The sequence below is a fragment of the Devosia sp. 2618 genome (assembly GCF_040546815.1).
In the GTDB taxonomy this organism is placed as follows: domain Bacteria; phylum Pseudomonadota; class Alphaproteobacteria; order Rhizobiales; family Devosiaceae; genus Devosia.
Genome location: NZ_JBEPOO010000001.1, coordinates 1,144,897 through 1,166,694, shown reverse-complemented (window position 1 = coordinate 1,166,694; position 21,798 = coordinate 1,144,897). Strand labels below are relative to the sequence as shown.

Genomic DNA, 21,798 nt, shown 5'->3' with positions numbered 1-21,798 from the left:
AAAGCCGATCCTAACCGGCTTGAGCGGAGTTTTGATTATGAACATTGGGCACCACCCAATGGCGTATCCACATGATCATGCGTCCTGCATTGGGGCGTGTCATGCAGCCTGACGCCATTCTCTTTGTCATCTCGCTGGCCAATCTGAGTGCTCGCCGTTTTGCGACGGTGGCGAACGGACTTGCCGCAGCCACCGCCCTGCCCAGCCGTCTCGTTCGCCTCGAAGGCACCGACCAGAACCTGCCGCAGGCCCTCGACGCCCTGCGCGATGAGGGGCATACGTCCATTCTCGTCCAGCCGATTGGCCTGCCTTTCCCCGAAAGCCTGATCGCCTGGCTCCCTGGCGCGCTCGCCACTTGGAGCCTTCTGCCCGGCAACGACGATGTCACCTTGTCCGTTGGCAGCGAAGCCAGCGATGACCCGGCACTGCTCAGTCATTTCGTGACGACGGCGCTTGAAAACGCCGACAACGCCACGCCCGTCGCCAAGGCAAAACCATCGCTGGGCAAACCTGGCTGGCAGAACCCACCCGATTTTCGACACCACCTGCTGGTCTGCACCGGCCCGCGCTGCCACTACCGCGACGCTGCCTCGCTCCTGCATGCCCTCAAGGACGAGACCAACAGACAGGGCATTGCCTCTCAATGCCTCACCGCCCGCACCGGCTGCCTGTTCCCCTGCAATCAAGGCCCGATGGTCGCCCTTTATCCCAAGGGCGAATGGTATCGCCTGGCCGACAAAACAGCCCTCGCCCGCTTCGTTTCGGAAGTTCTGGTCCAGGGCCAGACCGCCCACGACCTCCTCATTCATACGGCCAAGGCCGCACGCCAACCTGCCCTTTCCACCAAGGACAATTCATGATTTTCAAGCGTCTCACACTCGCCCTGCTGGCCAGCGCCTTAGCGGTCTCGGCTGCCACCGCGCAGTCTGATCCAGCGCCGTTACGCATCGTCACCTCGTTTGACATCGGCACGATGAACCCGGCCGTCGATGGCTTCTGGATGCAGGAATTTGGCGTTGCCGAACTGCTGATGAAGTTTTATCCCGACGGCACCAACCAGCCTTGGCTGCTGGAAAGCCTGGAAAACAAGGACGCGCTGACCTGGGTCGCTACCGTGCGCGATGGGATCACTTTCCAGAATGGCAAGGTGCTCGATGCCGACGCCGTTCTCGCCGTCATCAAGCGCCAGATGGCCGTATCGGACTCCGCCACAGGTGCCGTTCCCGAAGGCACAACCTTCGTCAAAACCGGTAACATGGAAATTACCATTTCGACGGTCGCGCCATGGCCGGAACTGCCCGGCATTCTGTCCAACGAAGCTATCTTCCTGATCTATGACGCCGAGGCCGCCGACGCCGTTGGCGACGACTGGACCAAGCTGACCAATGCCGGCATTTATACCGGCCCCTACACCGTCACCAGTCTGACCTCCGCCCGCCTCGATGCGGAGCGCAACGATAGCTACTGGAACGGCGAACCAGCCCTGCCCGGCCTCTCCGTCAGCTTCGTCACCGATCCGAACGCCCGCATTCTGGCCGTCCAGAACGATGAAGCCGATATCGCGCTCTATCCCCCTATCGCGGCGCGCCCCGTGGTTGATGCCACCCCCGGCATTCATTTCAATACCGGCACCACCGGAACCGGCGGCTTCCTAGGCTTCATGAACGTCAACCAGCCACCATTCGACGACGTTCGCGTGCGTCAGGCACTGATGCAGACCATCGACTATGACGAGATCGCCAATGTCGTGTTCGGCGGCGCCCTGGCTGAGGCCAAGGGCCTCTACAATGAAAGCTTCCCCTGGGCTCGCCAGACCTATGTCACCGATCCGACGGCTGCGGCCGCCCTGCTCGACGAAGCCGGTTGGCTCCTCGATGGCGACATGCGCCGCAAGGACGGCGAAGCGCTTGAGCTCAAGGTCGTCATATATCCGCAGCAACCAGACCTCGTGCCGCTTAGCGGCGCGTTGCAGGCCCAGGTTCGCAAGCTCGGTATTGGGGTCAAAATCCAGTCGGTCGATGACGTTTATGCAGCACTGGGCAAAGGCGGCGTCGATTGGGATCTTGGCATTTCCAGCGAAGGCACCGTCAGCTGGGGCGTCACCTCGCCATTCCTGACGCGCTATCTTGGCCCCGCCGGCAACCGCAACTTTGCCAGCTACGCCAACCCGGAAGTCCACGCCCTGATCGCTGAACTCAAGGTCACAGTCGACACCACTCGTCGCGACGAAATCCTTGGCCGCATCCAGGACATTCTGGTGAGCGAAGACCCCTATGTGTTTGCCTTCAACATCCACAAGGGCCGCGTCGTCGTGAACGAGACCTATGCCGGCTACGAACCCGGCTTCGCGCTCTACCACGTCTCGCCGACCACAGCCCCGTCGCCGGCGCAGTAATGAAAAACTCCGTGGCAGTCCTGATCCTCAAACGACTTGCACAGGCCGTCCTGACGGCGCTGGCTGCCACGGTTATCGTCTGGGCGCTCCTGCCGCTATCGCCGGGCGACCCGGTGATGCGGATACTTGAGGCGCGCTTCATTCACGAGCCCAATGACCTGCAGATTGCCAATCTGCGGGCCGAACTGGCGCTCGATGAGCCGCTGCCGCTGCAATACGTGCAGTGGCTCGGGCGCGTCGTGCAGGGCGATCTGTCGGTGTCCTATCGCACCGGCAAACCCGTGCTCGAAGAGATCGGCCAACGCTTGCCCGCCACGCTGATGCTGTTAGGCACCGCCCTCGCCACTTCCGTCATTCTCGCGCTGATCCTGGCGTTGATTTCTGTGGCCTGGCGGGGACGATGGCCTGACCGCGTCATATTGCTCTACACGCAGATTGGCTCCGCCCTGCCCACCTTCGTCTTCGCCCTACTGGTGTTGCAATATGTCGTGGTCGGCGCCGGCGTTGGCCGCGTGCTGTCCAGCGGCACTTTTGCCCTGGTCCTCCTGCCGGCCCTGACCATTGGGGTCGACCGGGCCGCTGGCTGGACCCAGCTTCTGCGCGCCAGCCTGCTTCAGGCCATGAACTCAAACTTCGCGCAGGTTGCCCGCGCCCGTGGCGCGAGCCGTTGGTTTGTCCTGTCGCGCCATGGGCTGCCCAATGGCCTCTTGCCGTTCCTCACCGCCGTCGGCGTCAGCATCGGCGCGCTGATCGGCGGCGCGCCGATCATCGAAGAAATCTTCACCTGGCCCGGCCTTGGCCGTTACTTGTTGCAGGCGCTCTCTGCCCGCGACTTCCCCGTCATTCAGGGCTTTGTCCTGCTCAGCGGTCTTGCCTATGTGGCCGCCAGCTTCCTCGTCGATGTGGTGGCCATGCTGCTCGATCCCCGTCTGCGGAGCGCACGATGAACGCCCTCACCCGCTTCGCCAGCGTCGCCCGGCCCACATCGCCCAGATTCACGCCATCCACCCAGCGCCAACTCTGGCCGCGCCTGCTGGCCCATCGCGGCTTCGCCATCGGAATGCTGCTCGGGGTGATCCTGCTGGTGCTCGCCGCCCTTGGCCCGTTCATTTCGCCCTATGAACCTAACTGGCCCGACTATGCGGTCGCCCTGCAGGCGCCGAGCGCAACCCATTGGCTGGGCACCGACCCGACCGGCCGCGATGTGCTATCCCGCCTGCTCGACGGCGCCCATCGCTCCATCGGCGCGGCGGTCATGGTGCTCGGCACCATTTTCACCATCGGGATCATAATCGGGACCATAGCCGGAATGGCTGGCGGCTGGGTCGATACCGTCCTGATGCGCCTCGTCGACGTCATGATGACCCTGCCCGGCCTCGTGCTGGCCTTTGCCATCATCGGCATTCTGGGTCCGGGCTTCATAAACCTGCTGATTGCGCTGATCGTCGCCGATTGGGCCTATTATGCCCGCCTCGCCCGCTCCTACACCCTCTCCGCCCGCCAGCGCCCCGATGTGATCGCTGCTCGCATGGCCGGCATTGGCGAAGCCCGCATTCTGTTCCGCCACGTGCTTCCGGGCGTCGCGCTGCAACTCGCCGTCGTCGCCACGCTCGGCCTTGGCGGCATGATCTCAGCCATTTCCGGCTTCTCATTCCTGGGCCTTGGCGTGCAACAACCCTATGCCGAGTGGGGCGCCATGCTGGCCGAATCCCGCTTCTATTTCCCCATTGCGCCCTGGCTCCTGCTGGTGCCTGCCGGGCTGATCTTTGTCTCCGTGCTCGCTGCCAATCTCGCCGGCAATGGCCTGCGCGACGTCCTCGAACCGCGAGGCCGCACATGACCGCCCCTCTGCTCCACTGCCAGGATCTGACCATCCGCTACCCCGACGGCCACCTCGCCGTAACCAATGCCAGTTTCTCCATCGCCCCCGGCGAATGTGTTGCCCTTGTCGGCCAATCTGGCTCCGGCAAAACCACCATTGCCCGCGCCATCCTTGGCATACTGCCACCCGGCGCAACGGTAACCGGCAAGTTACAGATCTCAGGCGCAGATCTGACCGCATTGGACGAATCCGGCTTCCGCGCCCTTCGTGGCCGCGAGATCGGCTATGTCGCCCAAGACCCCTATCAGGCCTGCGATCCACTCCGCCCGGTGCACGATCACGTCGTCGATGCCTGGCAGGTCCACGGCCTCACCAGCCCAGAGGATGTCGCGCTTGAACGCCTCGACGCCGTCGGCATCGCCAATGCTAGTACTGCCGTCTGGGACTATCCACACAGCTGGAGCGGCGGCATGTTGCAGCGCGCCTCTATCGTTGCGGCGCGCGCCCACAACCCACCGCTTGTCGTCGCCGACGAACCAACCAGCGCCCTCGATGCCGAGCGCGCCGACGCCACCATCGCCGCCCTCAAGACCAGCGGTTCCGCCGTCCTTCTGATCAGCCACGATCTGCCGCTCGTCCTGCGCCATGCCGACCGAATCGCCGTCTGCCGCAATGGCGAGATCATCGAGATCGGCACGGCCGATGAAATCGCCACGTCGCCCAAGCACGGCTACACCCGCGACTTCGTCGCCGCCGCCGACACCCTGAGCCACAAGCGCCAGCGCGCGACCATCGACGCCGCACCGTTGATGCGTCTGCATCAGGTCGGCCGCAGCTATAGCCGCAAGACCGCTGACACCCACGCCGTCCGCAATGCCAATCTCGAACTGCACCCCGGCGAAATCGTCGGCATCAGCGGTCCCTCCGGCTGCGGAAAATCGACCCTACTGCGCCTGCTCGGCGGCATAGAGCGGCCAACCGCCGGCACTATCGTCCGGCACGATAGCCTCACCTTCCCAGGCTCGATCATGCCGATCTTCCAGGACCCGGTGGCCAGCCTCAACGCGCGCTGGCCGGTATGGCGGTCGGTCACCGAGCCCCTGACCGCGCGGCACCTGCCCGGCCTGTCCCGCGCCACTCTGCGCGACCGCGCTCGCGAGATTTTTGCCCGCGTCGGTCTTGGTCACACCGATATCGATTGCCTGCCCAGCGAACTCTCCACCGGCCAGTGCCAGCGCGTCTCGATTGCCCGCGCCAGCATCGGCAAACCCGTCATGATCGTCGCCGACGAACCCACCAGCGCGCTCGACACATTGGCCACGGCGCAAATCCTCGACCTGCTCGACTCGGTCGCCGCTACGGGAACGATCATCGTCATGGTCAGTCATGATCGCCCGTTGCTCAACGGATTCGCCCATCGCGTCATCGACATGCGCGACGGCATCATCGCCCAAGCCACGCCCTGAGCGGTACCCGACCGCACTTTTCTCGTCTCCGCCCCTTTTAATATGACCGTCAATGTCATATATGTTGCCGCCATGCAACGGTTGGTCATCTTTTCCTACAAAGCTGACAAATTGACTCCACTTTTTAGCCACAATGGTCCATTGCTCCCACCGCGTTGAATAACAGACGTTTGGGGCTACAAAAAAATGAGACTTGCGACTTTCCTGCTGGCTTCGGCAACCCTCGTATCACCGACATTCGCGGCCGACCTCGGCGTGCTGAAATCGCTCGATCTGTGTGACACGCTTGGCGTTTCCGGCCTCACTCTGTCCTCGTCATCCAACTGCTTGCAGGTTTCTGCAGAGCTTACTTATGAATTCCGTTGGGGCGACTACAAGGGCGACCGTCCAGTACTGGGATCCAGCTACAGCACATCCATCGATTGGAACGCACCTGACGGCAACGCCAACGATTGGGACAGCTGGCTCGATGTCTACCTGACTGCCGTTGGCACCTCGTCCACCGATTTCGGTCCCGCCAAGGCCACCATCGTGCTCTATGGTTACGAGTACAACGAAGTCCAAAACCTTGTCCCAGACCCAAGCGGCGAGTTCTCCGTCGACGAGGCCTATTTCTCGGTCGGCGACCAGACCGTTCTGACCGCTGGTATTCGTGGCACGTCCGTGTTCAACTCGGACGATGATGACGCCTTCGGCTGGCTCGACAGCTTCATCTCCTACGAAACCGGCGGTGTCGCTTTCGATGGTGGCAAGGGCAAGTACGGCACCGAAGGTCACGTCATTCAGCTGACCCACAACCTCGGCGGCGGCTTCACCACCGGCATCGCGCTGGAAAATCTCGACGAAGACGGATCGCTGATCGGCGTTCTGAACTACGGCAGCGACACGCTCACCGCCCACATTTCCGTGCTGGCTGGCGGCGTGCTCGATGGCTCGCTGGACGATCTGGCTATCCACACCGGCGTTACCGCCATCTTCGACGCCTTTAAGCTGCGCGGCGCCTTTGCCGCGACCAATGACGGCTGGTGGAATGCTCTCGCCAGCGCCGAAACCACCATCGACATGTTCACGCTTGCCGCAACAATTGACGGCACCTCCGAGCGCGAACTCGGTCTCGTGGCCTCCGCCTCAGCCAAGCTCAATGACAGCTTCACCGTCAAGCTGGCGGCCCGCTATCTTGATGCAGACACCACCGTCAATGACGACGAAGGCGCAGAAATCCGCGCTCGCGTAGAATACAAGGCCACCGAAGCGCTGACTCTTGCGGCTGAAGCCGGCCATCTCTGGACCGGCGCCAATGCCCCAAGCGGCACCCAGTCGATCACCGACGGCCTGCTCGAACTCACTTGGGCTCCAGGCGGCAATTTCGAAGCCACCACCGCGATCGCAGCCAACACCATCGGCGCCTACAAGCTCAGCTTCACCGCCACCAAGTCCTACGAATAATCTTGCCGACACCACCGGAGGGACCGCACCAGCGGATCCCTCCGCGCCCTGCCAATATCTGAATGCAAACGGCCATCGGCCCACCCGCCTGACCCGAGCAAATTTCGGGCAATCGCCGTTGGCCCCAAGCGTACGCGGCCATAGCACCTTGCCTAAAACCAGAACCGAGACTCCGCATGGCCAATAAGCGTTTCCCGATTTCCCTGCGCGAACTCGAGGTCGTCGCCATCCATGATGTCTCGCCGCGTCTGCGCCGCATCACCTTCGGTGGTGCCCAGATGGGGAGCTTCAAATCCAGCGGCTATGCCATCCCGCCCTTCGCTAGCGAGGGCCCAGACGACCACGTCAAAATGTTCTTCCCCGCACCCGACACCGGCGTTCTCACATTGCCAACGCAGGCAGACGGCCACCTCAACTGGCCCAACGATCCGCGCCCGACGTCGCGCGAATACACCCCGCGAAGCTTTGATCCGTCCTCCGGCACCTGCGATTTTGAGTTTGTGCTGCATGGCCACGGCATTGCCGGCAACTGGGCCGCCTCCGCCAAAATCGGCGACACCCTCCACTTCGCCGGACCCAAATCCTCCTTCATCATCCCGAGTGCCGACTGGTATCTGATCGTCGGCGATGAAACCGCCCTGCCCGCCATCGGCAACTGGCTCGAAATGCTGCCAAGTGACGCCAAGGTCATCACCGTTATTTTGCACGAAGACACCTCGGCGCAGATCCCGCTGCAGGCGCCGGCTAATGCCGCGATCCATTGGCTCCTGCACCATCCAGCTCAGCCGCAGACCCTGCGCGACACCGTCGCCAACCTCACCCTGCCGGATGGCCACGGCTATGTCTGGGGTGCCGGCGAACGCGAAGCCATCCGCCGTCTCCGCGCCCACCTGATCGACGAACGCAGCCTCACCAAGTCACAAGTCGCCGTGTCCGCCTATTGGCACCACGGCGTCGATGACACCGTTGTGGCCAAAACCTATGACGCCTTCGACGCGCTGGCCGATCTCGCAGGCCCCTTCGCCCTGCGGGCCGCCGCGACCTATGATCTTGCCAAGCACATCGCCAACGGCGCGACTACTATCGAAGCCCTCGCAGCGGCCGCCGACGTCGAGCTGACCTATCTGCGGCCGCTCATCCCGATCCTGATAGAGAAGGCCGTGCTGGCGGGTACGCCTGAGGCGCTGTCCCTAGCACCACTCGGCCTGATCCTCCTCGAAGACGACCACGCCCGAGCGCATCTTGACTACAATTCCGCGCCCGGTCGCATGGACCTGGCGTGGTTTGGCCTCGTTGCTACCCTAAAGGGCACGAACGCTTATGCCGCCACACACGGCCAAAGCTATGCCAAGGACGCTGCGTCAGACCGCTTCGCCTCCAACTATGCCGATGAACACGGCCACAACCTCGAAGACGCCGCCGAGGACGCCGCCAAGCAGGTCGCCTTACCGCCCAATGCGCACATCGTCGACGTGCGCGGTGGCGAGGGCGTGTTCCTCAACGAAATCCTCGAGCGCCATACTCAGGCGACCGGTACGCTGGTCGACCTCCCAGTATCAGCGACAGCGCAATCGAATTCGCCACAGCATCTGGCAAGTCCGACCGCATCACCGTCCTCGGCCAACCGCACGACGCGGCGCTGCCAAAGGGCGCCGATATCTACCTGATCGGCGGCCTGCTCTATCGGCTCGATGACGAAGCAGTTGTCACCCAGTTGGCTAACGTCGCCGCCGCCATGACGGCCGATAGCCGCCTCTTCGTGCTGGAATACGGCATCCCCGAAAGCGCCCAGTGGCTGCTGTTTCTACAGCTCTCGTTCGGAGAGCTCCGCGACCACGATGCCATCGCGCCGCTGGCCAGCCGCGCCGGGCTGGCGCAGGTGCGCCGCCTCAGCCTGCCGGACGGCCACGTCCTCTTCGAATTTGCCGTCGCCTAGCTTGTGAAGGATCAAACATGACTATCGCACCAAACCTCCGTGCCGTGCTGGCCGCCCTCCTGCTCTCTTGCGCCATTCCCGCCGCGGCCTTTGCACAAGACTTTCCGCGCACGCTCGACAATGCCTATGGCACCACCGAAATCGCCGCGATGCCCAAGCGCATCGTCGCGCTGAGCGATATCGACTTCGACATCGCTCTGGCCCTCGGTCTCGAACCGGTCGCATCCGCCAATGCCGGCTTTGATGGTGAAACGACCTCCACCTACCACCAGAGCTACATGGCCAACTGGCATGGCGAACCTGTCGCGTTCTTCTCGCTGATGTCAGGCGTGCCGTTCGAGACAATTCTGGGCCTTGACCCAGATCTGATCCTCGCCACGGGCGCGTGGTCGCTCGACACCGACTATGAGCGCCTCTCCACCATCGCACCGGTTGTCGCTCTGCCCGCCAGCGATGAAAACCCGACATGGCAGGACAAAACCCGCACCGCCGCCAAGGCCCTCGCCCTCGAAACTAAGGGCGAACAGGTCATTGCCGACATTGAGGCGAAATTCGCCACTGCCGCCGCTGAAAACCCCAGCTTTGCCGGCAAGACCATCACCTATGGCGTCGTCCATCCCGACCAGCTGACGTACATGTCCGTCGAAGGCGATACCTCGACCACCTTCTTCAAACTGCTCGGCTTCACTTTGCCCGACACGGCAGCACAGTTCTCAGCCGATATCTCTGCCGTCAGCCGCGAACGCCTAGATCTGTTCGATGCCGACGTGCTGCTGTTCGGCTTCCCCTTTGAGGGCGTCTCCCAGATCAGCCAGGCCGACCTCGAAGCCGATCCGCTTTTCAAGCGCCTGCAGTCTGTCCAGAACGGCCACTATGCCGTGGTGCCGCCAACCGTCGCTTCTGCCGTTGGCTATCCATCACCACTCAGCACGGCATGGGCGCTCGAAGTGCTACTCCCAGAACTGCAGGCCGCAACGCGCTGATCAAACCTCGCGACTGTCCTTCATGGGCAGTCGCACCCTAAACAGATGATCGAGGCGAGCGGGCAATTTCCGCTGTGCGGCTCAATATCCAGGCCAGTGCCAGCAGCGCCGCCAAACCACCCGCCAGGATCAAGCCGTCAAAAACCGGGTCAGGTTCGCGCCCAAGCTTGATCGCCTGCAGCCCCATGCTGATCACCGTGCCGGTGGCAAACACAGCCAGTCCCTGTCTTCCCAACAGCCGGAACGGCGCGGCAATCCGGCACTGCGCCACCCATGTCATCGCCCCGACCGACCCGAGCACATAAAACAGCGCAAAGGCATGCAGCAGTCGCGGCAGGCTCAAGAAAGTCTTGTCGAACCAGGTGACATAAAACGGTGCGCCGGCAGCGCTGATCATGCTGAGAACACCCCGGCTCGCCTCACCCACCGCTGGGACTTTCATCCACACCAGTACATAAAGCAGAAACGCGACGGCCAGCCAGAACAGCGGCGCAATGTACGGAATAAACCGCTTACCCTGCTTCATCGCCACGCCAGACAGCAGCCCGACAACGAACAGCACCTGCCACGAGAACGGATTGAAGAACCATCCGCCCCGCATCGGGAAATTGGGCAGGTTGAACCGGAACTGCCCGGCAATCACCCACAGCAGGATCGAGCCACCCAGCACCAGCCAGGGCCAACGCAATCCCACCACCAGAAACAGCGGTGTTGCCAGCAATAGAGTGACGTAGAGCGGCAATATGTTGAGATAACCCAGCTGGTGGCTCAGCAACGGAATGCCGATGATGGTGGCCAGCGGCTGCTCGAACAGCACATTCACATTGTTGCTCGTCAGCACGAGCGCCTGATCGAACCACAAGGCCGCCGCCGCAAATATTGCCAGCGACAACAGCGTGATGGTCAGGTGCACGAAATACAGTTGCCGCGCCCGCGCCCAAACCTTGGTGATGGCCAGCCAGATCGGCCCGCTGCGGAACCGCCCGGAATAAGCCAGTCCCGCCGCCATGCCCGACATGAAGACAAAGGCCTCGGCCGCGTCGGAAAAGCCAAAATTGCGGCTGGTGTAATTCTCGTAGAGCGTCCCCGGCACGTGGTTGATGAAGATCATCACCAGCGCAATGCCGCGAAACATATCGAGCCGCGCATCGCGAACACCGGGCACAGCTTTGACGGCCTGATCGAGCTCTGGACTACGCTGTAACATGCTCGTTGATCACGCTGGAGGCATCGATCTGCTCGGGAGCGCCTTGGGCGATCCAGCTTGCCATCACAGCCTGATATTCAGAAATTACACTCGACGGGGCGCGCTCCGGCTGGGTGACGAAAAGCCATGCCTTGAGCCAAGGATAAATCCGCGAACTACCGACAATCAGCAGCGGCGCCAGTACCGCCGGCAACATTGTTGGCGCAACCCAGACCACGATCGACGGCGCCATCACGGCCGTCAGGCCAAGCGAAAACAGACCCAGCGCGACAATCCACCACGTCGCGCGAAACGCATCGCGCAACGGCACATAGCCCTGCGCCCGGCTAGTCGCCGGCCAACCGCCGTCGAGCCCCAGCAACACCTGGCCAACCGCACGGCTTTGCAGCAGCAACATTGCTGGAGCCAGCACTGTCGAAAACACGATCTCGCCAATCATCGAGGCCAACGCGACGCAATTGCCGCCCGCTGCCTTGTTCTGCCCATCGACAATGCCACGCAGGAAAATCATCAGCTTGGGCAGGATCAGCACGGCAATCACCGCAAAGCCCAGCGTCCAGATGCTGATGTCAGACATGGTGAAACCCGCCAGAACGGGCGGTTGATCGGGGAACACCGCAGCGCTGATACTGGCAAACAGCAACGCCAGCCAAAGCGGCGCGGCCATATAGGCCATAATGCCCTGTACGAACGTGAATCGGCTCCAGAACTTAAGTCCGGGAGCCATCACCAATCGACGGTGCTGCATATTGCCCTGACACCAGCGCCGGTCGCGCTTGGCATATTCGAGCAGGTTCTCGGGCCCTTCTTCATAGGAGCCCTCCAGCGCCGGATCGACTTGCACCTTCCAGCCCGCCCGAGCCAGCAAAGCCGCCTCGACATAATCGTGGCTAAGGATATGCCCGCCATAAGGCGGTTTCCCCGTTAGAACCGGCAGACCGCAGCTGGCCGCAAATGCGTTCATGCGAATGATGGCATTGTGCCCCCAATAGGGCCCCTCGTAACCCTGCATCAGTGCAGCGCCGCGCGCAAAACTCGGCGACAGGTAGTTGGACGAAAACTGCATGCAGCGCCCGAACAAGGTCCGCGCATGGATGATCTTGGGCACCGTCTGCAACAGGCCGAGCGTCTGGTCGGCATCCATCCGCCGCGCCAGCTCGGCAATGGTATTGCCTTCCATCAGGCTGTCCGCATCAAGGATCAGCGCATAGTCATAGGCACCGCCCGAACGGGAGATGAAATCCTCGACATTACCGGCCTTCTTGCCGACGTTCTTTTCGCGGCGGCGATAAAATATCCGGTTGTGGATTTCAGGCTCACTGGCCAGCCGCTGAAACCACAATTCTTCCAGTGCCGCAGCCTCGGAGCTATTGCTGTCCGACAGCACCGCAATGTGAAACCGGTCCTCGACACCCAGCGCCACAAGGCCCCGGTTCATCGCCGCGATGCGCGAAAAGGTCTGTACCGGATCCTCGTTGTAGATCGGCACCAGAATGGCGGTCATGCCGACTGGCTTGCTCGTCCCATGCGCCAGAATACGGCGCGCTGGCACCAGTACACCAATCATGGCAGCCGCCGCGCCCCACACCAGCCAGAAGCCGCTGAACACCACCAGAGCCGTCCGCACCAGATCCAGCGCGGTCAGCCCGCCTTCGCCGGTAAAGCGAAGAAACAGGTAACCGCCCAGCAGGCTAAGCGCGAGAGTGCAGAACAAAAGCGCACTTCGGACGATAAAAGGATGCATACAGGCTTCTACTTCGCGCTTAGCGTTTTGGGGGCGTATCTGCCTAGAACCAAGACAAGGCGATCAATTTACGGCGCAATACCGAAAAAACGCCGTTTGAGCGTTCAAGTTTCTGCTTTGGCATGGCAAGGGGCGCATCTGGCAGCGCCAATGCGTACGGCAAACTGTTGTCGTGCTTCATGGCGTGGGCCTCCACTGGTATAGCCAGGTCTCTGTAAGTTTGCGGCCAACCCCGATCAGGTAGGCCTTCAGTTCGAGCGGCGATTTGCCGTCGGTTTCCACATCAAGCACCAGACGCCAGGCGCCATTGGCCTCAACGCGCGACAGGGTCGATGTACGAATGATGCCGCCAGAGACGTTGCTCAGAACGTCGAGCGGTGTGCTCGATGGCCACTTGTCCAGTTCACCACCAGTGAAATCGACAACGAACTTGCGCAGATCGGCCGCGTTAGCGACGCCCGAAACACCGCCCTGCCCGGCGCGCGTTTCCTGCACATAGGCTAGGTCCGTATTGTCTTGCGGATTGAGGTTGCCCCATATCAGCCGATAGCTGAACTCGCGCGACTGACCCGCCAGAACTGGCTCGGACGGCACCCAGAACGCCACGATATTGTCGTCCGCTTCCAGCTTTGCCGGAATTTCGATCAGCCGAACCGTGCCCTGGCCCCATTCACCGACGGGCTCGACGCGCGCCGAAGGACGACGCTCGTAATGCGCTTCGGCATCCTGATAGGTCTCAAACGCCCGGCCGCGCTGGTACAACCCGAACGCTTTCGGATTGTTCTCCCAGAAATAGGAGTTGCCCAGCGTCGGCGTATTATTGAGCGCCCGCCACATGATCTCGCCGCTCTCGCGCTCGACCAGCAGGCCATTGCTGTCATGAACCTGCGGACGATAGTCGTCGAACTCGGCGCGATTGGCATCGGCAAACAGGAACATCGATGTCAGCGGCGCAACACCCAGTTCCTGGATGTCGGTGCGGAAATAGAGCCGCGCCGTCACGTCGAACACTGTTTCCTGCGTCGTATCGCTCGCCGGCGTAATGACAAAACGATACGCGCCAGTCAGGCTGGCGCTCTCAAGCGCCGCATAAACCGTCAGTGGCTGTCCTTCGACCGGCGTCTCGAGATAAAACTCGGAAAAGCGCGGGAATTCCTCGGGCACATCGACCCAAGAGTTCACCACCGCGCCACGCGCACTCAGCCCATAGATGTTGTCGCGCCCAAGCGCCCGGAAATAGCTGGCGCCCAGAAATGATACCAGCTCATCAAACGATGCTTCCTTGTTGAGCGGATGGTTGATGCGGAACCCGGCAATGCCCGGGAACGGCTGAGCCTCCACAGCCGCCTCGACATCGGCGTCGTGATACTCAAAATCCTGCGCCGAAAACTCCAGCGGCAAAGCCATGCCGCCATCGATTTCAAACAGCTTGATCGGCTCGGCATAAAGCCACCCGAGATGGAACGCCTGCACCTGATAGCCGACATTGCGGTCAACCCACTTGCCGCGCTCTGGCCTGAACTGCACCAGCCGGTACGCGTCATAGTCCAGCCCCTTGAGGCTGTCGGGCATCACATCGACCAGCGGCGTAAACTCGGCCGCCGCCATCGCCTGCATACGGGCGCTGAAGGCGTCGAAATCAAACGCGAAGCTCGCCTCGGCTGTTGCCTGAGCAAACACGACCTTGGTCAATGAAGTTGTGGTGAGCAGCGCGACAAGGGCACCTGCGCCCTTTAGTATCGTACGACGATTATGGACGGCTGGAGTGGAATTGCGCAAGCTCGCTACCCGCTTGTTCTGATTGCCACATCGATAGGCAAAAAAACAGAACGCCGGTTAGCCGTAAAAGTTGTCGCATAAGACACATGCGCTCACAGCATAGCCGAAACGGCATGCTTTATGGTCGGTTTAAGGCACATTTTGCCGATCTCAGGCAAAAAGTGCGTTTAATCACAGATTCGTGCCTGCGCTTGACCGCCACCATCGCTCGCATGCCAGTGACTGGATTCTTCCCCTACCTGTCCTCTATGAAGGTCGGATGACAAAAACCACCATCCGTATGGCCGCCTGGCTGGCTCTGCTGTTCATCGCTTTCGCCACCCTGTCGCCCATCGGCCTGCGTCCGCGCAGCCTGATGCCGGTCGATCTGGAGCGGGCGATGGCGTTTCTGCTCGTCGGCGCCCTGTTTGCCGCCGCTTATCCTCGCCACATCTGGTGGACAGCCATAGCCCTCGCCATCACCATTTTCGGGTTGGAATGGCTGCAAAACCTGCGGCCCGACCGCCATGCCCGCGATGCCGACGCCATCTTCAAGCTGATCGGCGCGGGTGCCGGCCTGTGCCTTGGCTGGGTAATGGCCAAACTGGCCGGTCTCACGCAACCGTCGCGCTAGACACATTTGCCACGCGGCCCCGCTTGCTGGCTTTGCCCAAAGGCGCTACGGCTGGCCCATGAGCTTCAACAAATTTCCGCCCAAACCCAAATACGATCCCGATACCGGTCCGGTCTATCTTTATGGCCTGCATACTGTGCGCGCTGCGCTGGACAACAAGAACCGCACCAAGAAGGTTCTGCGGGTCACGCCAAACGCCTTGATGCGCCTCAAGGAGACCGGCGAAATCGGCAAGGTTCCCGTCAAGGAAACCACGCCCAAGGAACTCGATCGCCTGCTGGGCGATGAGGCCGTGCACCAGGGCGCAGCCCTTGAGGTCGATCCGGTCAGCCGCTTCGGTCTCGACGACATCAAGCCACTCAAGCTGGTGGTTGTGCTCGATCAGATCACTGACCCGCACAATGTCGGCGCCATCCTGCGCACCGCCTGTGCCTTCGGCGCCGATGCCGTCATCACGACCGCCCGCCACTCTCCGCGCGAAACCGGCGTCATGGCCAAATCGGCCTCCGGCGCACTCGATCTCGTGCCCATGATCGAGGTCCGCAACCTCGGCGACGCGCTCGAAAAGCTCAAGGCACGCGGCATGTTAGTGCTCGGCTTTGACTCTGAATCAGAACATCAGCTCAAGCCCCGCTCCAGCGATCAACCTCTGGCCATCGTTATGGGTGCCGAGGGCAAGGGCCTGCGTCTGCGCACCCGCGAGCTCTGCGACGAAATGGTCAAGCTCGATATGCCGGGCCCGATCAAGTCGCTCAACGTTTCCAACGCCGCCGCCATCGCGCTCTTTGCGGCCACTGCCGGACGGTCCTGATGAGCCAGTTTTCGCCTTTCGGCATTGCCCTACGTCTGTCCGGTGTCACCATCGGACAGCAGGATCTAGACAGCGCCCTCAAGCAGCTGTCGAGCCGCTATGAGGCGGAAGATTCTGAAGCCAGTTTCTACGCGCAGGTCGACATCGAGGCGAACAACCCCGTGCGCACCCTGCTCGAACTCGCAGAACGTTCCGGCCCGGCCATTGCGGCCATGCTGGACGACCGCCGCATCGGCAAGGCCGTCCTCGACCTCGCCTTCGATTACCCCGAACACGGCGAAGCCATGTCAGCCCGCCTCCCCGCCCACGTCGTCGCCGCAATTGCCGGCCACGGCATCGACATCGAAGTGTCGGTCTACCTGACGGATGTGGAAGAAGACGAAGAGGACTGACGTCCTCTTTTTCACCCTTACAGCGTTTCGCTACGCTCTGGTGCTTCGGCCGTGATTACATCACGACCGAACACGCTGTTGTCCTTAGGAACAAGGCGAACCACAGAATAGCCGCGCGCCTTGAGCTCAGCCAGGAACGCCGGAAGCATGTCCACGGTGCGCTGGTGGATATCGTGGAACAGGATAATGCCGCTGCCGCGTGTATCGAGCCGGTCCATTGTGCGCTTGGCGACGACGTCGGCGGTGTCCTTGTAGTAGTCCTTGCTGTCGATATCGACGTCCAGCACAACCATATTGCCCTGCATCACGCTGGTGCGCAGGAAACTGGTCTGGGACAGATACGGAAACCGGAAGAAGGGCGCCACGGCGTGGCCGCTACCAGCCAGTGCCAGCGACACAGCGCGTTCGCCGCGCGCGATTTCGTCCAGCGCCTCCTGCCGGCTGAGCTTGGTCAGATCGACATGGTCAAATGTGTGGCTGCCCACGCTATGGCCGCGCGTCGCGACCTGCTGTGCCAGGTTGGGATGCGCCTGCGCCGCCGAGCCCAGCATCAGGAAGGTCGCCTTGACGCCATAGTCGTCCAGGGTCGCCAAAATCTCGTTGGTCTTGCCGGGGCGTGGACCGTCGTCAAAGGTCAGGATGACTTCACCGGGGCGTAGCGCGATTTCATTGGTAGAGCTGACCGCCATCGTGCGCCCGCCCAGGTGGCTGGCACTAAAAATGCGTTCTGGCAGCGGCTGCTTGGTGATCGGCTGCGAGCCGGTCAGGATGCTGTTGGTTGTGGTAACGACAGGCTGATAGGCCAGCACATGCTGGGTGGGCGGCTTTGCACAACCACCAAGAGCGAGGCCGATAATCACAGACGACATAACAAAACGCGAAATCGACACAGCGCAAACTCAGCACAACCACAACTGCGCTCAGTTTTATCGATTATGGTTAATAATCCGCTCGCGAGAGATTAAGAACTACTTACCTGCCAGTGATTTAGCCTTGCGGCCCAGTGTATCCAGCGCTGCCAGAAATGCAGATCGATCAGCCGGACGAAAGCCCGGATTGTAGCCCTTGATCTCGCCTGTCTCGCGCAGGTGCTGTTTGAGATCGCGCATCGCCAGCGCCATGCCGATCGACGCCGGTGTGAACGGCTTGCCGGCAAAACCGAGCACATGACACCCCTTGTCGATCGCCCTGCTCGCCAGCGGAATATCCGCCGTCAAAACGATGTCATTGCTGGCGGCATTGTCGACGATCCAGTCATCGGCAGCATCCGCGCCTGACGGTACCACCACCACCTTGATCATCGGATCGCGTGACGGCCGCACGCCGCCATTGCTGACGAAGGTCACCACTAGACCAAGCCGCTCGGCCACCTTGATGGCCTCGTCCTTGACCGGACAGGCATCTGCATCAACGAAAATAGTGGGGCCAGGCAAAGCAGTCTCGATCATGTTTTGGGCTGGTGCAGCCGTGTGTCCAGCGCGAAGTCCTCTTGCGAGCGCACCACGTAACGCTCCTTCGCCTGCTCCGCCACAAACACCAGGTTCCAGCTATTGGGCGACACAACGCTGGGCACCGCAATAAACTTGTGTGTGCGCAGCAGCGCATCGCCAAATGCCTGCTGCCCGGCACTGGGCAAGCCGGTGCGGATCCAGTTCGGATTGGGCAGCGCCTCAATGTCCACGACGTGAACATCCGAAGGATCGATAACCCTAAGCGACGTCAGACTATGCGCCACCGTGTCCATGCGCTGAAAGCCACGGTGTACGGCAACTTCAAGAATGGTGGTAGACGCATCAAACGCGCAATAGACAGCCCGAACCCCAGCGCTGCTCCAACGCCCGCCAAAGCGATAGGCGCCCTCGCCACTGTCCCAGGTCGGCGCAAATTGCCGGGCATCGAGACGCCAGGCAACGAGTTCGGTTCCACCCAACGCCCCGGGAAGCGGAGCCCTCACACGTAGACCCCGTATTCGATCTGGCCGAGAAACCGCTCTACCAGTTCAGCGCCCGCAGCGGTGGTCAGCAGATCAATAGGCTTGCGCCCATTGAGCCCGATGGCTGGTTCACCCAGCCATTCCTCGGCATGGCGCTGTCCGCCCATTACCTCGGTGGCCTTGGCCAGAATTTCGGCGAACTTCCAAACCCGGCCGCTCTGCTCGACGCTGAGCGGCTGGCTGGGATCAGCCCGCCTGCGCTGCAAGGTGCGCAGGCTCATGCCGATCGCCTTTTCGAGTGCCGCCGCGTCCAGCACCTGCAGGCGACGCTCAAGCTGGTTGAGCGCCTCCCCCGGCAGGCCAAGCAGCAGCAGTTCGTGGATATCGAGACCATTGCCCGGCATATGCTTGAGAATGCGCGGCCCGCCCAAAAGCGCGGCCGCCCTATTCATCTCACTCGCAAATGGCATTTGGGCAGCTTCAGCAAGCCCGTGCATGGCATCACTCCGTCACGTGTCGTTCAATATATGACACATGACACCCCACCCTTCAAGCGCCTTCCTAATAAACGACGACGCTCCGGATGCTCTCGCCAGAATGCATCATGTCAAAACCCTTGTTGATGTCTTCGAGCCGCAGCGTGTGGGTGATCATCGGATCGATCTCGATCTTGCCGTCGAGATACCAGTCGACGATCTTTGGCACGTCGGTGCGGCCCTTCGCGCCACCAAAGGCAGTACCCATCCAGGTGCGGCCGGTGACCAGCTGGAATGGCCGAGTGGAAATCTCCTGCCCTGCCCCGGCAACGCCGATCACCACCGACTTGCCCCAGCCGCGATGGCTGGATTCAAGCGCCTGCCGCATCACGGTCGTATTGCCGGTGCAATCGAAGGTGTAGTCGGCTCCACCGATCAGGTCGCCCCTACGCTTTGTGAGGTTCACCAGATACGGCACCACATCGCCGTCGATCTCCTTTGGATTGACGAAATGCGTCATGCCAAAGCGCTCGCCCCAGGCTTTCTTGTCGTTGTTGAGGTCAACGCCGATGATCATGTCCGCGCCAGCCAGCCGCAGGCCCTGCACGACGTTGAGGCCGATACCGCCCAGACCGAAGACCACGGCCGTCGCGCCGATCTCGACCTTGGCCGTATTGATCACCGCGCCGATGCCGGTCGTCACGCCGCAGCCGACATAGCAAACCTTGTCGAAAGCCGCAGCAGCATCGATCTTGGCCACCGCGATTTCGGGCAGCACGGTGAAGTTCGAGAAGGTCGAGCAGCCCATGTAGTGATGGATCGGCTTGCCTTCGAACGAGAAGCGCGACGTGCCATCGGGCATCAGGCCCTGTCCCTGCGTGGCGCGGATCGAGGTGCACAGATTGGTCTTGCCGGAGCGGCAGGAATAACACTCGCGGCATTCTGGCGTGTAGAGCGGGATCACGTGATCGCCCTTTTTGACCGAGGTCACGCCCGGTCCGACATCGACCACAACGCCCGCGCCTTCGTGCCCGAGAATGGCCGGAAACAGCCCCTCGGGATCGGCACCAGACAGCGTGAAGTCGTCGGTGTGGCACAGACCCGTCGCCTTGATTTCGATCAGCACCTCGCCAGCCTTGGGGCCCTCAAGATCAACCTCGACGATTTCGAGGGGTTTTCCTGCCTGGAAGGCAACGGCGGCACGGGTCTTCATCTGCACGTCTCCGATTCACGAATTTGCCGGACCCTCGCATAGGACGTGACGGCGGGCAATCTGAACCGAGCTAAAGCGAGACCACGACGTTGACCGTTGCCGCAACGATCACCGTGTTGAAAAAGAACGAAAAAATGCCGTGCATCAGCACCAGTCGCTGCATTTCGCGCGAGGTCACATTCACGTCGGCCACCTGCGCCGTCATGCCGATCACATAGGAGAAATACAAAAAGCTCATCCCATCCGGCTTGTCTTCCATGGGAAACTGTAGCCCGCCCCGGTCGCCCTTGGCCGCCTTGCCGCGAGCCGTTTCTCCTGGAGCCGAATAATAGACGAACGCATAGTGGTGAGCGGCCAGCGCGTGCACCGTCAGCCAGCCCAGCGGCACCGCAGCGGCCGCGGCCACCAGTTGCAAGCTGTCCGCGTCTTTGGTCGCCACTAGCTGAAACAGCGACACGACCGCCGAGACGATGACGGCGATGGTCGCGAGAAAAATGATCCAGGCCGGCGCGTCTTCCTGATCGGCATGCTTGTCGAGAAACGCGGCGCTGGCGCGCGGAAAAAACACCAGACTGAACATCAGATAGATCGCGAAAAACACGATCGATCCCCACAGCACCGCCTGCGCCGGCGTGATCAGGAGGCTCACCAGCGTCACCGCCAGCCCAGCGATGACGGCGATATAAAATGATCGATGACGCAATGACTTGGCGACCACGCTCGGCTCTCCTTGACACTTGCGGAAACGATAGCGCCAAACCGCGCAACAGCAAGCCCTGGCGCTTAGCGCTGCTCCAGCACCGCGCCCGGCCCTGCCACAGCACCACCGGGCACTTTGCCGAGGATGATCATGCCCAGCACTTCGTCCTTGGTCACGTCACCGGTGCGCGCGCTACCGACCACCTGACCGTTTTTCATCACCACCACCCGGTCGGCGAGGTCGAACACGTCATGAATATCGTGGCTGATGAGGAAAATCCCGATCCCGTCCGATTTGAGCTGCCGGATCAGATCGCCCACCTGCGCTGTCTCCTGCGGACCAAGCGAAGCCGTCGGCTCGTCCATGATTAGGATGCGCGCGTCAAACAGGATCGCCCGGGCAATGGCAACCGACTGGCGTTGCCCGCCCGATAGCGCCTTCACCGGCTCCTTGAAGCGACGGAAACTCGGATTGAGCCGCCTCATCACTTCGCGCGCCTTGGACTCCATGGCGGCATCATCGAGCGTGCCGATGGACGTGGTGATTTCGCGGCCCAGGAACAGGTTCGCCGCCGCATCCACATTATCGGCGACGGCAAGCTGCTGATAGATCGTCTCGATCCCATAGCGCTTGGCATCGCGCGGGCTATTGATGCTCGCATCCTGCCCATTGATCCGGATCGCGCCGGTATCGCGCTTGTAGGCGCCAGAGAGGATCTTGATCAGCGTCGATTTACCCGCCCCGTTATGCCCGAGCAGCCCCACCACCTCGCCCGGGAAGAGATCGATCGACACATGGTCGACGGCACGAATGCCGCCAAAAGAGATCGAGATGTCTTCCATCTCGACGAGAGGCGTTCTGGTGTCCAGCATAGCAAGGACT

23 protein-coding genes are annotated in these 21,798 nt (G+C 61.6%); 12 read left to right on the top strand and 11 right to left on the bottom strand.

The window, feature by feature from the left end:
* The first annotated feature begins 71 nt into the window (after positions 1–71).
* The 9 genes from ABIE28_RS05840 (at position 72) to ABIE28_RS05800 (ending at position 10,048) form a co-directional block, all read left to right on the top strand.
* The gene (locus tag ABIE28_RS05840) at positions 72–860 is read left to right on the top strand and encodes a (2Fe-2S) ferredoxin domain-containing protein (RefSeq protein WP_354060998.1); all 789 of its coding nucleotides are present in this window, start codon (positions 72–74) and stop codon (positions 858–860) included.
* Entirely contained in the window at positions 857–2,395 is a 1,539-nt protein-coding gene (locus ABIE28_RS05835; protein ID WP_354060996.1) for an ABC transporter substrate-binding protein, read from the top strand. Before ABIE28_RS05840 ends, ABIE28_RS05835 begins: the two co-directional genes overlap by 4 nt.
* An 11-nt stretch (positions 2,396–2,406) precedes the next feature.
* Positions 2,407–3,342, top strand: coding sequence for an ABC transporter permease (locus tag ABIE28_RS05830; protein WP_354060994.1), 936 nt, complete (start codon positions 2,407–2,409; stop codon positions 3,340–3,342).
* Entirely contained in the window at positions 3,339–4,235 is an 897-nt protein-coding gene (locus tag ABIE28_RS05825; RefSeq protein WP_354060992.1) for an ABC transporter permease, read from the top strand. The genes ABIE28_RS05830 and ABIE28_RS05825 overlap by 4 nt, the downstream gene beginning before the upstream one ends.
* On the top strand, positions 4,232–5,683 hold the full coding sequence (locus tag ABIE28_RS05820) for an ABC transporter ATP-binding protein (RefSeq protein ID WP_354060990.1): 1,452 nt from the start codon (positions 4,232–4,234) through the stop codon (positions 5,681–5,683). The genes ABIE28_RS05825 and ABIE28_RS05820 overlap by 4 nt, the downstream gene beginning before the upstream one ends.
* A gap of 186 nt (positions 5,684–5,869) precedes the next feature.
* The gene (locus ABIE28_RS05815) at positions 5,870–7,129 is read left to right on the top strand and encodes a hypothetical protein (RefSeq protein ID WP_354060988.1); all 1,260 of its coding nucleotides are present in this window, start codon (positions 5,870–5,872) and stop codon (positions 7,127–7,129) included.
* 176 nt (positions 7,130–7,305) lie between these two features.
* Positions 7,306–8,796 (top strand): siderophore-interacting protein, encoded by a 1,491-nt coding sequence (locus tag ABIE28_RS05810; protein WP_354060986.1) that lies wholly within the window; start codon positions 7,306–7,308, stop codon positions 8,794–8,796.
* Positions 8,797–8,843: 47 nt separating this feature from the next.
* Positions 8,844–9,065 carry a hypothetical protein gene (locus ABIE28_RS05805; protein WP_354060984.1) on the top strand — a complete coding sequence of 74 codons (222 nt, stop codon included), beginning with the start codon at positions 8,844–8,846 and terminating at the stop codon, positions 9,063–9,065.
* 17 nt (positions 9,066–9,082) lie between these two features.
* Positions 9,083–10,048 (top strand): iron-siderophore ABC transporter substrate-binding protein, encoded by a 966-nt coding sequence (locus ABIE28_RS05800; protein ID WP_354060983.1) that lies wholly within the window; start codon positions 9,083–9,085, stop codon positions 10,046–10,048.
* 37 nt (positions 10,049–10,085) lie between these two features.
* Here the strand turns inward: ABIE28_RS05800 and ABIE28_RS05795 are convergent, their stop codons facing one another.
* Genes ABIE28_RS05795 through ABIE28_RS05780 form a run of 4 tightly spaced genes read right to left on the bottom strand, consistent with a single transcriptional unit; the run spans position 10,086 to position 14,778 of the window.
* Positions 10,086–11,255, bottom strand: a complete 1,170-nt coding sequence (locus tag ABIE28_RS05795; protein ID WP_354060981.1) for an OpgC family protein — start codon at positions 11,253–11,255, stop codon at positions 10,086–10,088.
* On the bottom strand, positions 11,242–12,999 hold the full coding sequence (mdoH, locus tag ABIE28_RS05790; RefSeq protein WP_354060979.1) for a glucans biosynthesis glucosyltransferase MdoH: 1,758 nt from the start codon (positions 12,997–12,999) through the stop codon (positions 11,242–11,244). Before mdoH ends, ABIE28_RS05795 begins: the two co-directional genes overlap by 14 nt.
* Before the next feature lie 43 nt (positions 13,000–13,042).
* Positions 13,043–13,180 (bottom strand): hypothetical protein, encoded by a 138-nt coding sequence (locus tag ABIE28_RS05785; RefSeq protein ID WP_354060977.1) that lies wholly within the window; start codon positions 13,178–13,180, stop codon positions 13,043–13,045.
* Positions 13,177–14,778, bottom strand: a complete 1,602-nt coding sequence (locus tag ABIE28_RS05780; RefSeq protein WP_354060975.1) for an OpgD/OpgG family glucan biosynthesis protein — start codon at positions 14,776–14,778, stop codon at positions 13,177–13,179. Before ABIE28_RS05780 ends, ABIE28_RS05785 begins: the two co-directional genes overlap by 4 nt.
* A gap of 259 nt (positions 14,779–15,037) precedes the next feature.
* Between ABIE28_RS05780 and ABIE28_RS05775 the strand changes: the two genes are divergently transcribed.
* Genes ABIE28_RS05775 through ABIE28_RS05765 form a run of 3 tightly spaced genes read left to right on the top strand, consistent with a single transcriptional unit; the run spans position 15,038 to position 16,594 of the window.
* A complete protein-coding gene (locus tag ABIE28_RS05775; RefSeq protein WP_354060973.1) occupies positions 15,038–15,391 on the top strand; it encodes a VanZ family protein in 354 nt (117 codons plus the stop codon).
* 58 nt (positions 15,392–15,449) lie between these two features.
* Positions 15,450–16,202 (top strand): 23S rRNA (guanosine(2251)-2'-O)-methyltransferase RlmB, encoded by a 753-nt coding sequence (gene rlmB, locus ABIE28_RS05770; protein WP_354060971.1) that lies wholly within the window; start codon positions 15,450–15,452, stop codon positions 16,200–16,202.
* Entirely contained in the window at positions 16,202–16,594 is a 393-nt protein-coding gene (locus tag ABIE28_RS05765) for a hypothetical protein (RefSeq protein WP_354060969.1), read from the top strand. The genes rlmB and ABIE28_RS05765 overlap by 1 nt, the downstream gene beginning before the upstream one ends.
* Positions 16,595–16,611: 17 nt before the next feature.
* On the opposite strand, the gene ABIE28_RS05760 is transcribed toward ABIE28_RS05765, so the two are convergent.
* The 7 genes from ABIE28_RS05760 to ABIE28_RS05730 form a co-directional block, all read right to left on the bottom strand.
* Positions 16,612–17,463: a polysaccharide deacetylase family protein gene (locus tag ABIE28_RS05760; protein WP_354060967.1), complete on the bottom strand. Its 852-nt coding sequence runs from the start codon at positions 17,461–17,463 to the stop codon at positions 16,612–16,614.
* 99 nt (positions 17,464–17,562) lie between these two features.
* On the bottom strand, positions 17,563–18,027 hold the full coding sequence (locus tag ABIE28_RS05755; RefSeq protein ID WP_354066410.1) for a YaiI/YqxD family protein: 465 nt from the start codon (positions 18,025–18,027) through the stop codon (positions 17,563–17,565).
* Between the two features lie 11 nt (positions 18,028–18,038).
* Positions 18,039–18,548: an RES family NAD+ phosphorylase gene (locus ABIE28_RS05750; RefSeq protein WP_354060965.1), complete on the bottom strand. Its 510-nt coding sequence runs from the start codon at positions 18,546–18,548 to the stop codon at positions 18,039–18,041.
* On the bottom strand, positions 18,545–19,024 hold the full coding sequence (locus ABIE28_RS05745; protein WP_354060963.1) for an Xre family toxin-antitoxin system antitoxin: 480 nt from the start codon (positions 19,022–19,024) through the stop codon (positions 18,545–18,547). Before ABIE28_RS05745 ends, ABIE28_RS05750 begins: the two co-directional genes overlap by 4 nt.
* Before the next feature lie 64 nt (positions 19,025–19,088).
* Positions 19,089–20,216, bottom strand: coding sequence for an S-(hydroxymethyl)glutathione dehydrogenase/class III alcohol dehydrogenase (locus tag ABIE28_RS05740; RefSeq protein ID WP_354060961.1), 1,128 nt, complete (start codon positions 20,214–20,216; stop codon positions 19,089–19,091).
* A gap of 70 nt (positions 20,217–20,286) precedes the next feature.
* Complete coding sequence (locus ABIE28_RS05735) at positions 20,287–20,934, bottom strand: DUF1345 domain-containing protein (RefSeq protein ID WP_354060959.1); 648 nt, start codon at positions 20,932–20,934, stop codon at positions 20,287–20,289.
* 65 nt (positions 20,935–20,999) lie between these two features.
* Positions 21,000–21,788: an ATP-binding cassette domain-containing protein gene (locus ABIE28_RS05730; RefSeq protein WP_354060957.1), complete on the bottom strand. Its 789-nt coding sequence runs from the start codon at positions 21,786–21,788 to the stop codon at positions 21,000–21,002.
* Positions 21,789–21,798: the final 10 nt, after the last annotated feature.

Coding starts and splice junctions, on each gene's coding strand:
- ABIE28_RS05840 (WP_354060998.1), top strand. CDS start 72: ATGATCATGCGTCCTGCATTGGGGCGTGTCATGCAGCCTGACGCCATT.
- ABIE28_RS05835 (WP_354060996.1), top strand. CDS start 857: ATGATTTTCAAGCGTCTCACACTCGCCCTGCTGGCCAGCGCCTTAGCG.
- ABIE28_RS05825 (WP_354060992.1), top strand. CDS start 3,339: ATGAACGCCCTCACCCGCTTCGCCAGCGTCGCCCGGCCCACATCGCCC.
- ABIE28_RS05820 (WP_354060990.1), top strand. CDS start 4,232: ATGACCGCCCCTCTGCTCCACTGCCAGGATCTGACCATCCGCTACCCC.
- ABIE28_RS05815 (WP_354060988.1), top strand. CDS start 5,870: ATGAGACTTGCGACTTTCCTGCTGGCTTCGGCAACCCTCGTATCACCG.
- ABIE28_RS05810 (WP_354060986.1), top strand. CDS start 7,306: ATGGCCAATAAGCGTTTCCCGATTTCCCTGCGCGAACTCGAGGTCGTC.
- ABIE28_RS05800 (WP_354060983.1), top strand. CDS start 9,083: ATGACTATCGCACCAAACCTCCGTGCCGTGCTGGCCGCCCTCCTGCTC.
- ABIE28_RS05795 (WP_354060981.1), bottom strand. CDS start 11,255: ATGTTACAGCGTAGTCCAGAGCTCGATCAGGCCGTCAAAGCTGTGCCC.
- mdoH (WP_354060979.1), bottom strand. CDS start 12,999: ATGCATCCTTTTATCGTCCGAAGTGCGCTTTTGTTCTGCACTCTCGCG.
- ABIE28_RS05785 (WP_354060977.1), bottom strand. CDS start 13,180: ATGAAGCACGACAACAGTTTGCCGTACGCATTGGCGCTGCCAGATGCG.
- ABIE28_RS05775 (WP_354060973.1), top strand. CDS start 15,038: ATGACAAAAACCACCATCCGTATGGCCGCCTGGCTGGCTCTGCTGTTC.
- rlmB (WP_354060971.1), top strand. CDS start 15,450: ATGAGCTTCAACAAATTTCCGCCCAAACCCAAATACGATCCCGATACC.
- ABIE28_RS05765 (WP_354060969.1), top strand. CDS start 16,202: ATGAGCCAGTTTTCGCCTTTCGGCATTGCCCTACGTCTGTCCGGTGTC.
- ABIE28_RS05760 (WP_354060967.1), bottom strand. CDS start 17,463: ATGTCGTCTGTGATTATCGGCCTCGCTCTTGGTGGTTGTGCAAAGCCG.
- ABIE28_RS05745 (WP_354060963.1), bottom strand. CDS start 19,024: ATGCACGGGCTTGCTGAAGCTGCCCAAATGCCATTTGCGAGTGAGATG.
- ABIE28_RS05740 (WP_354060961.1), bottom strand. CDS start 20,216: ATGAAGACCCGTGCCGCCGTTGCCTTCCAGGCAGGAAAACCCCTCGAA.
- ABIE28_RS05730 (WP_354060957.1), bottom strand. CDS start 21,788: ATGCTGGACACCAGAACGCCTCTCGTCGAGATGGAAGACATCTCGATC.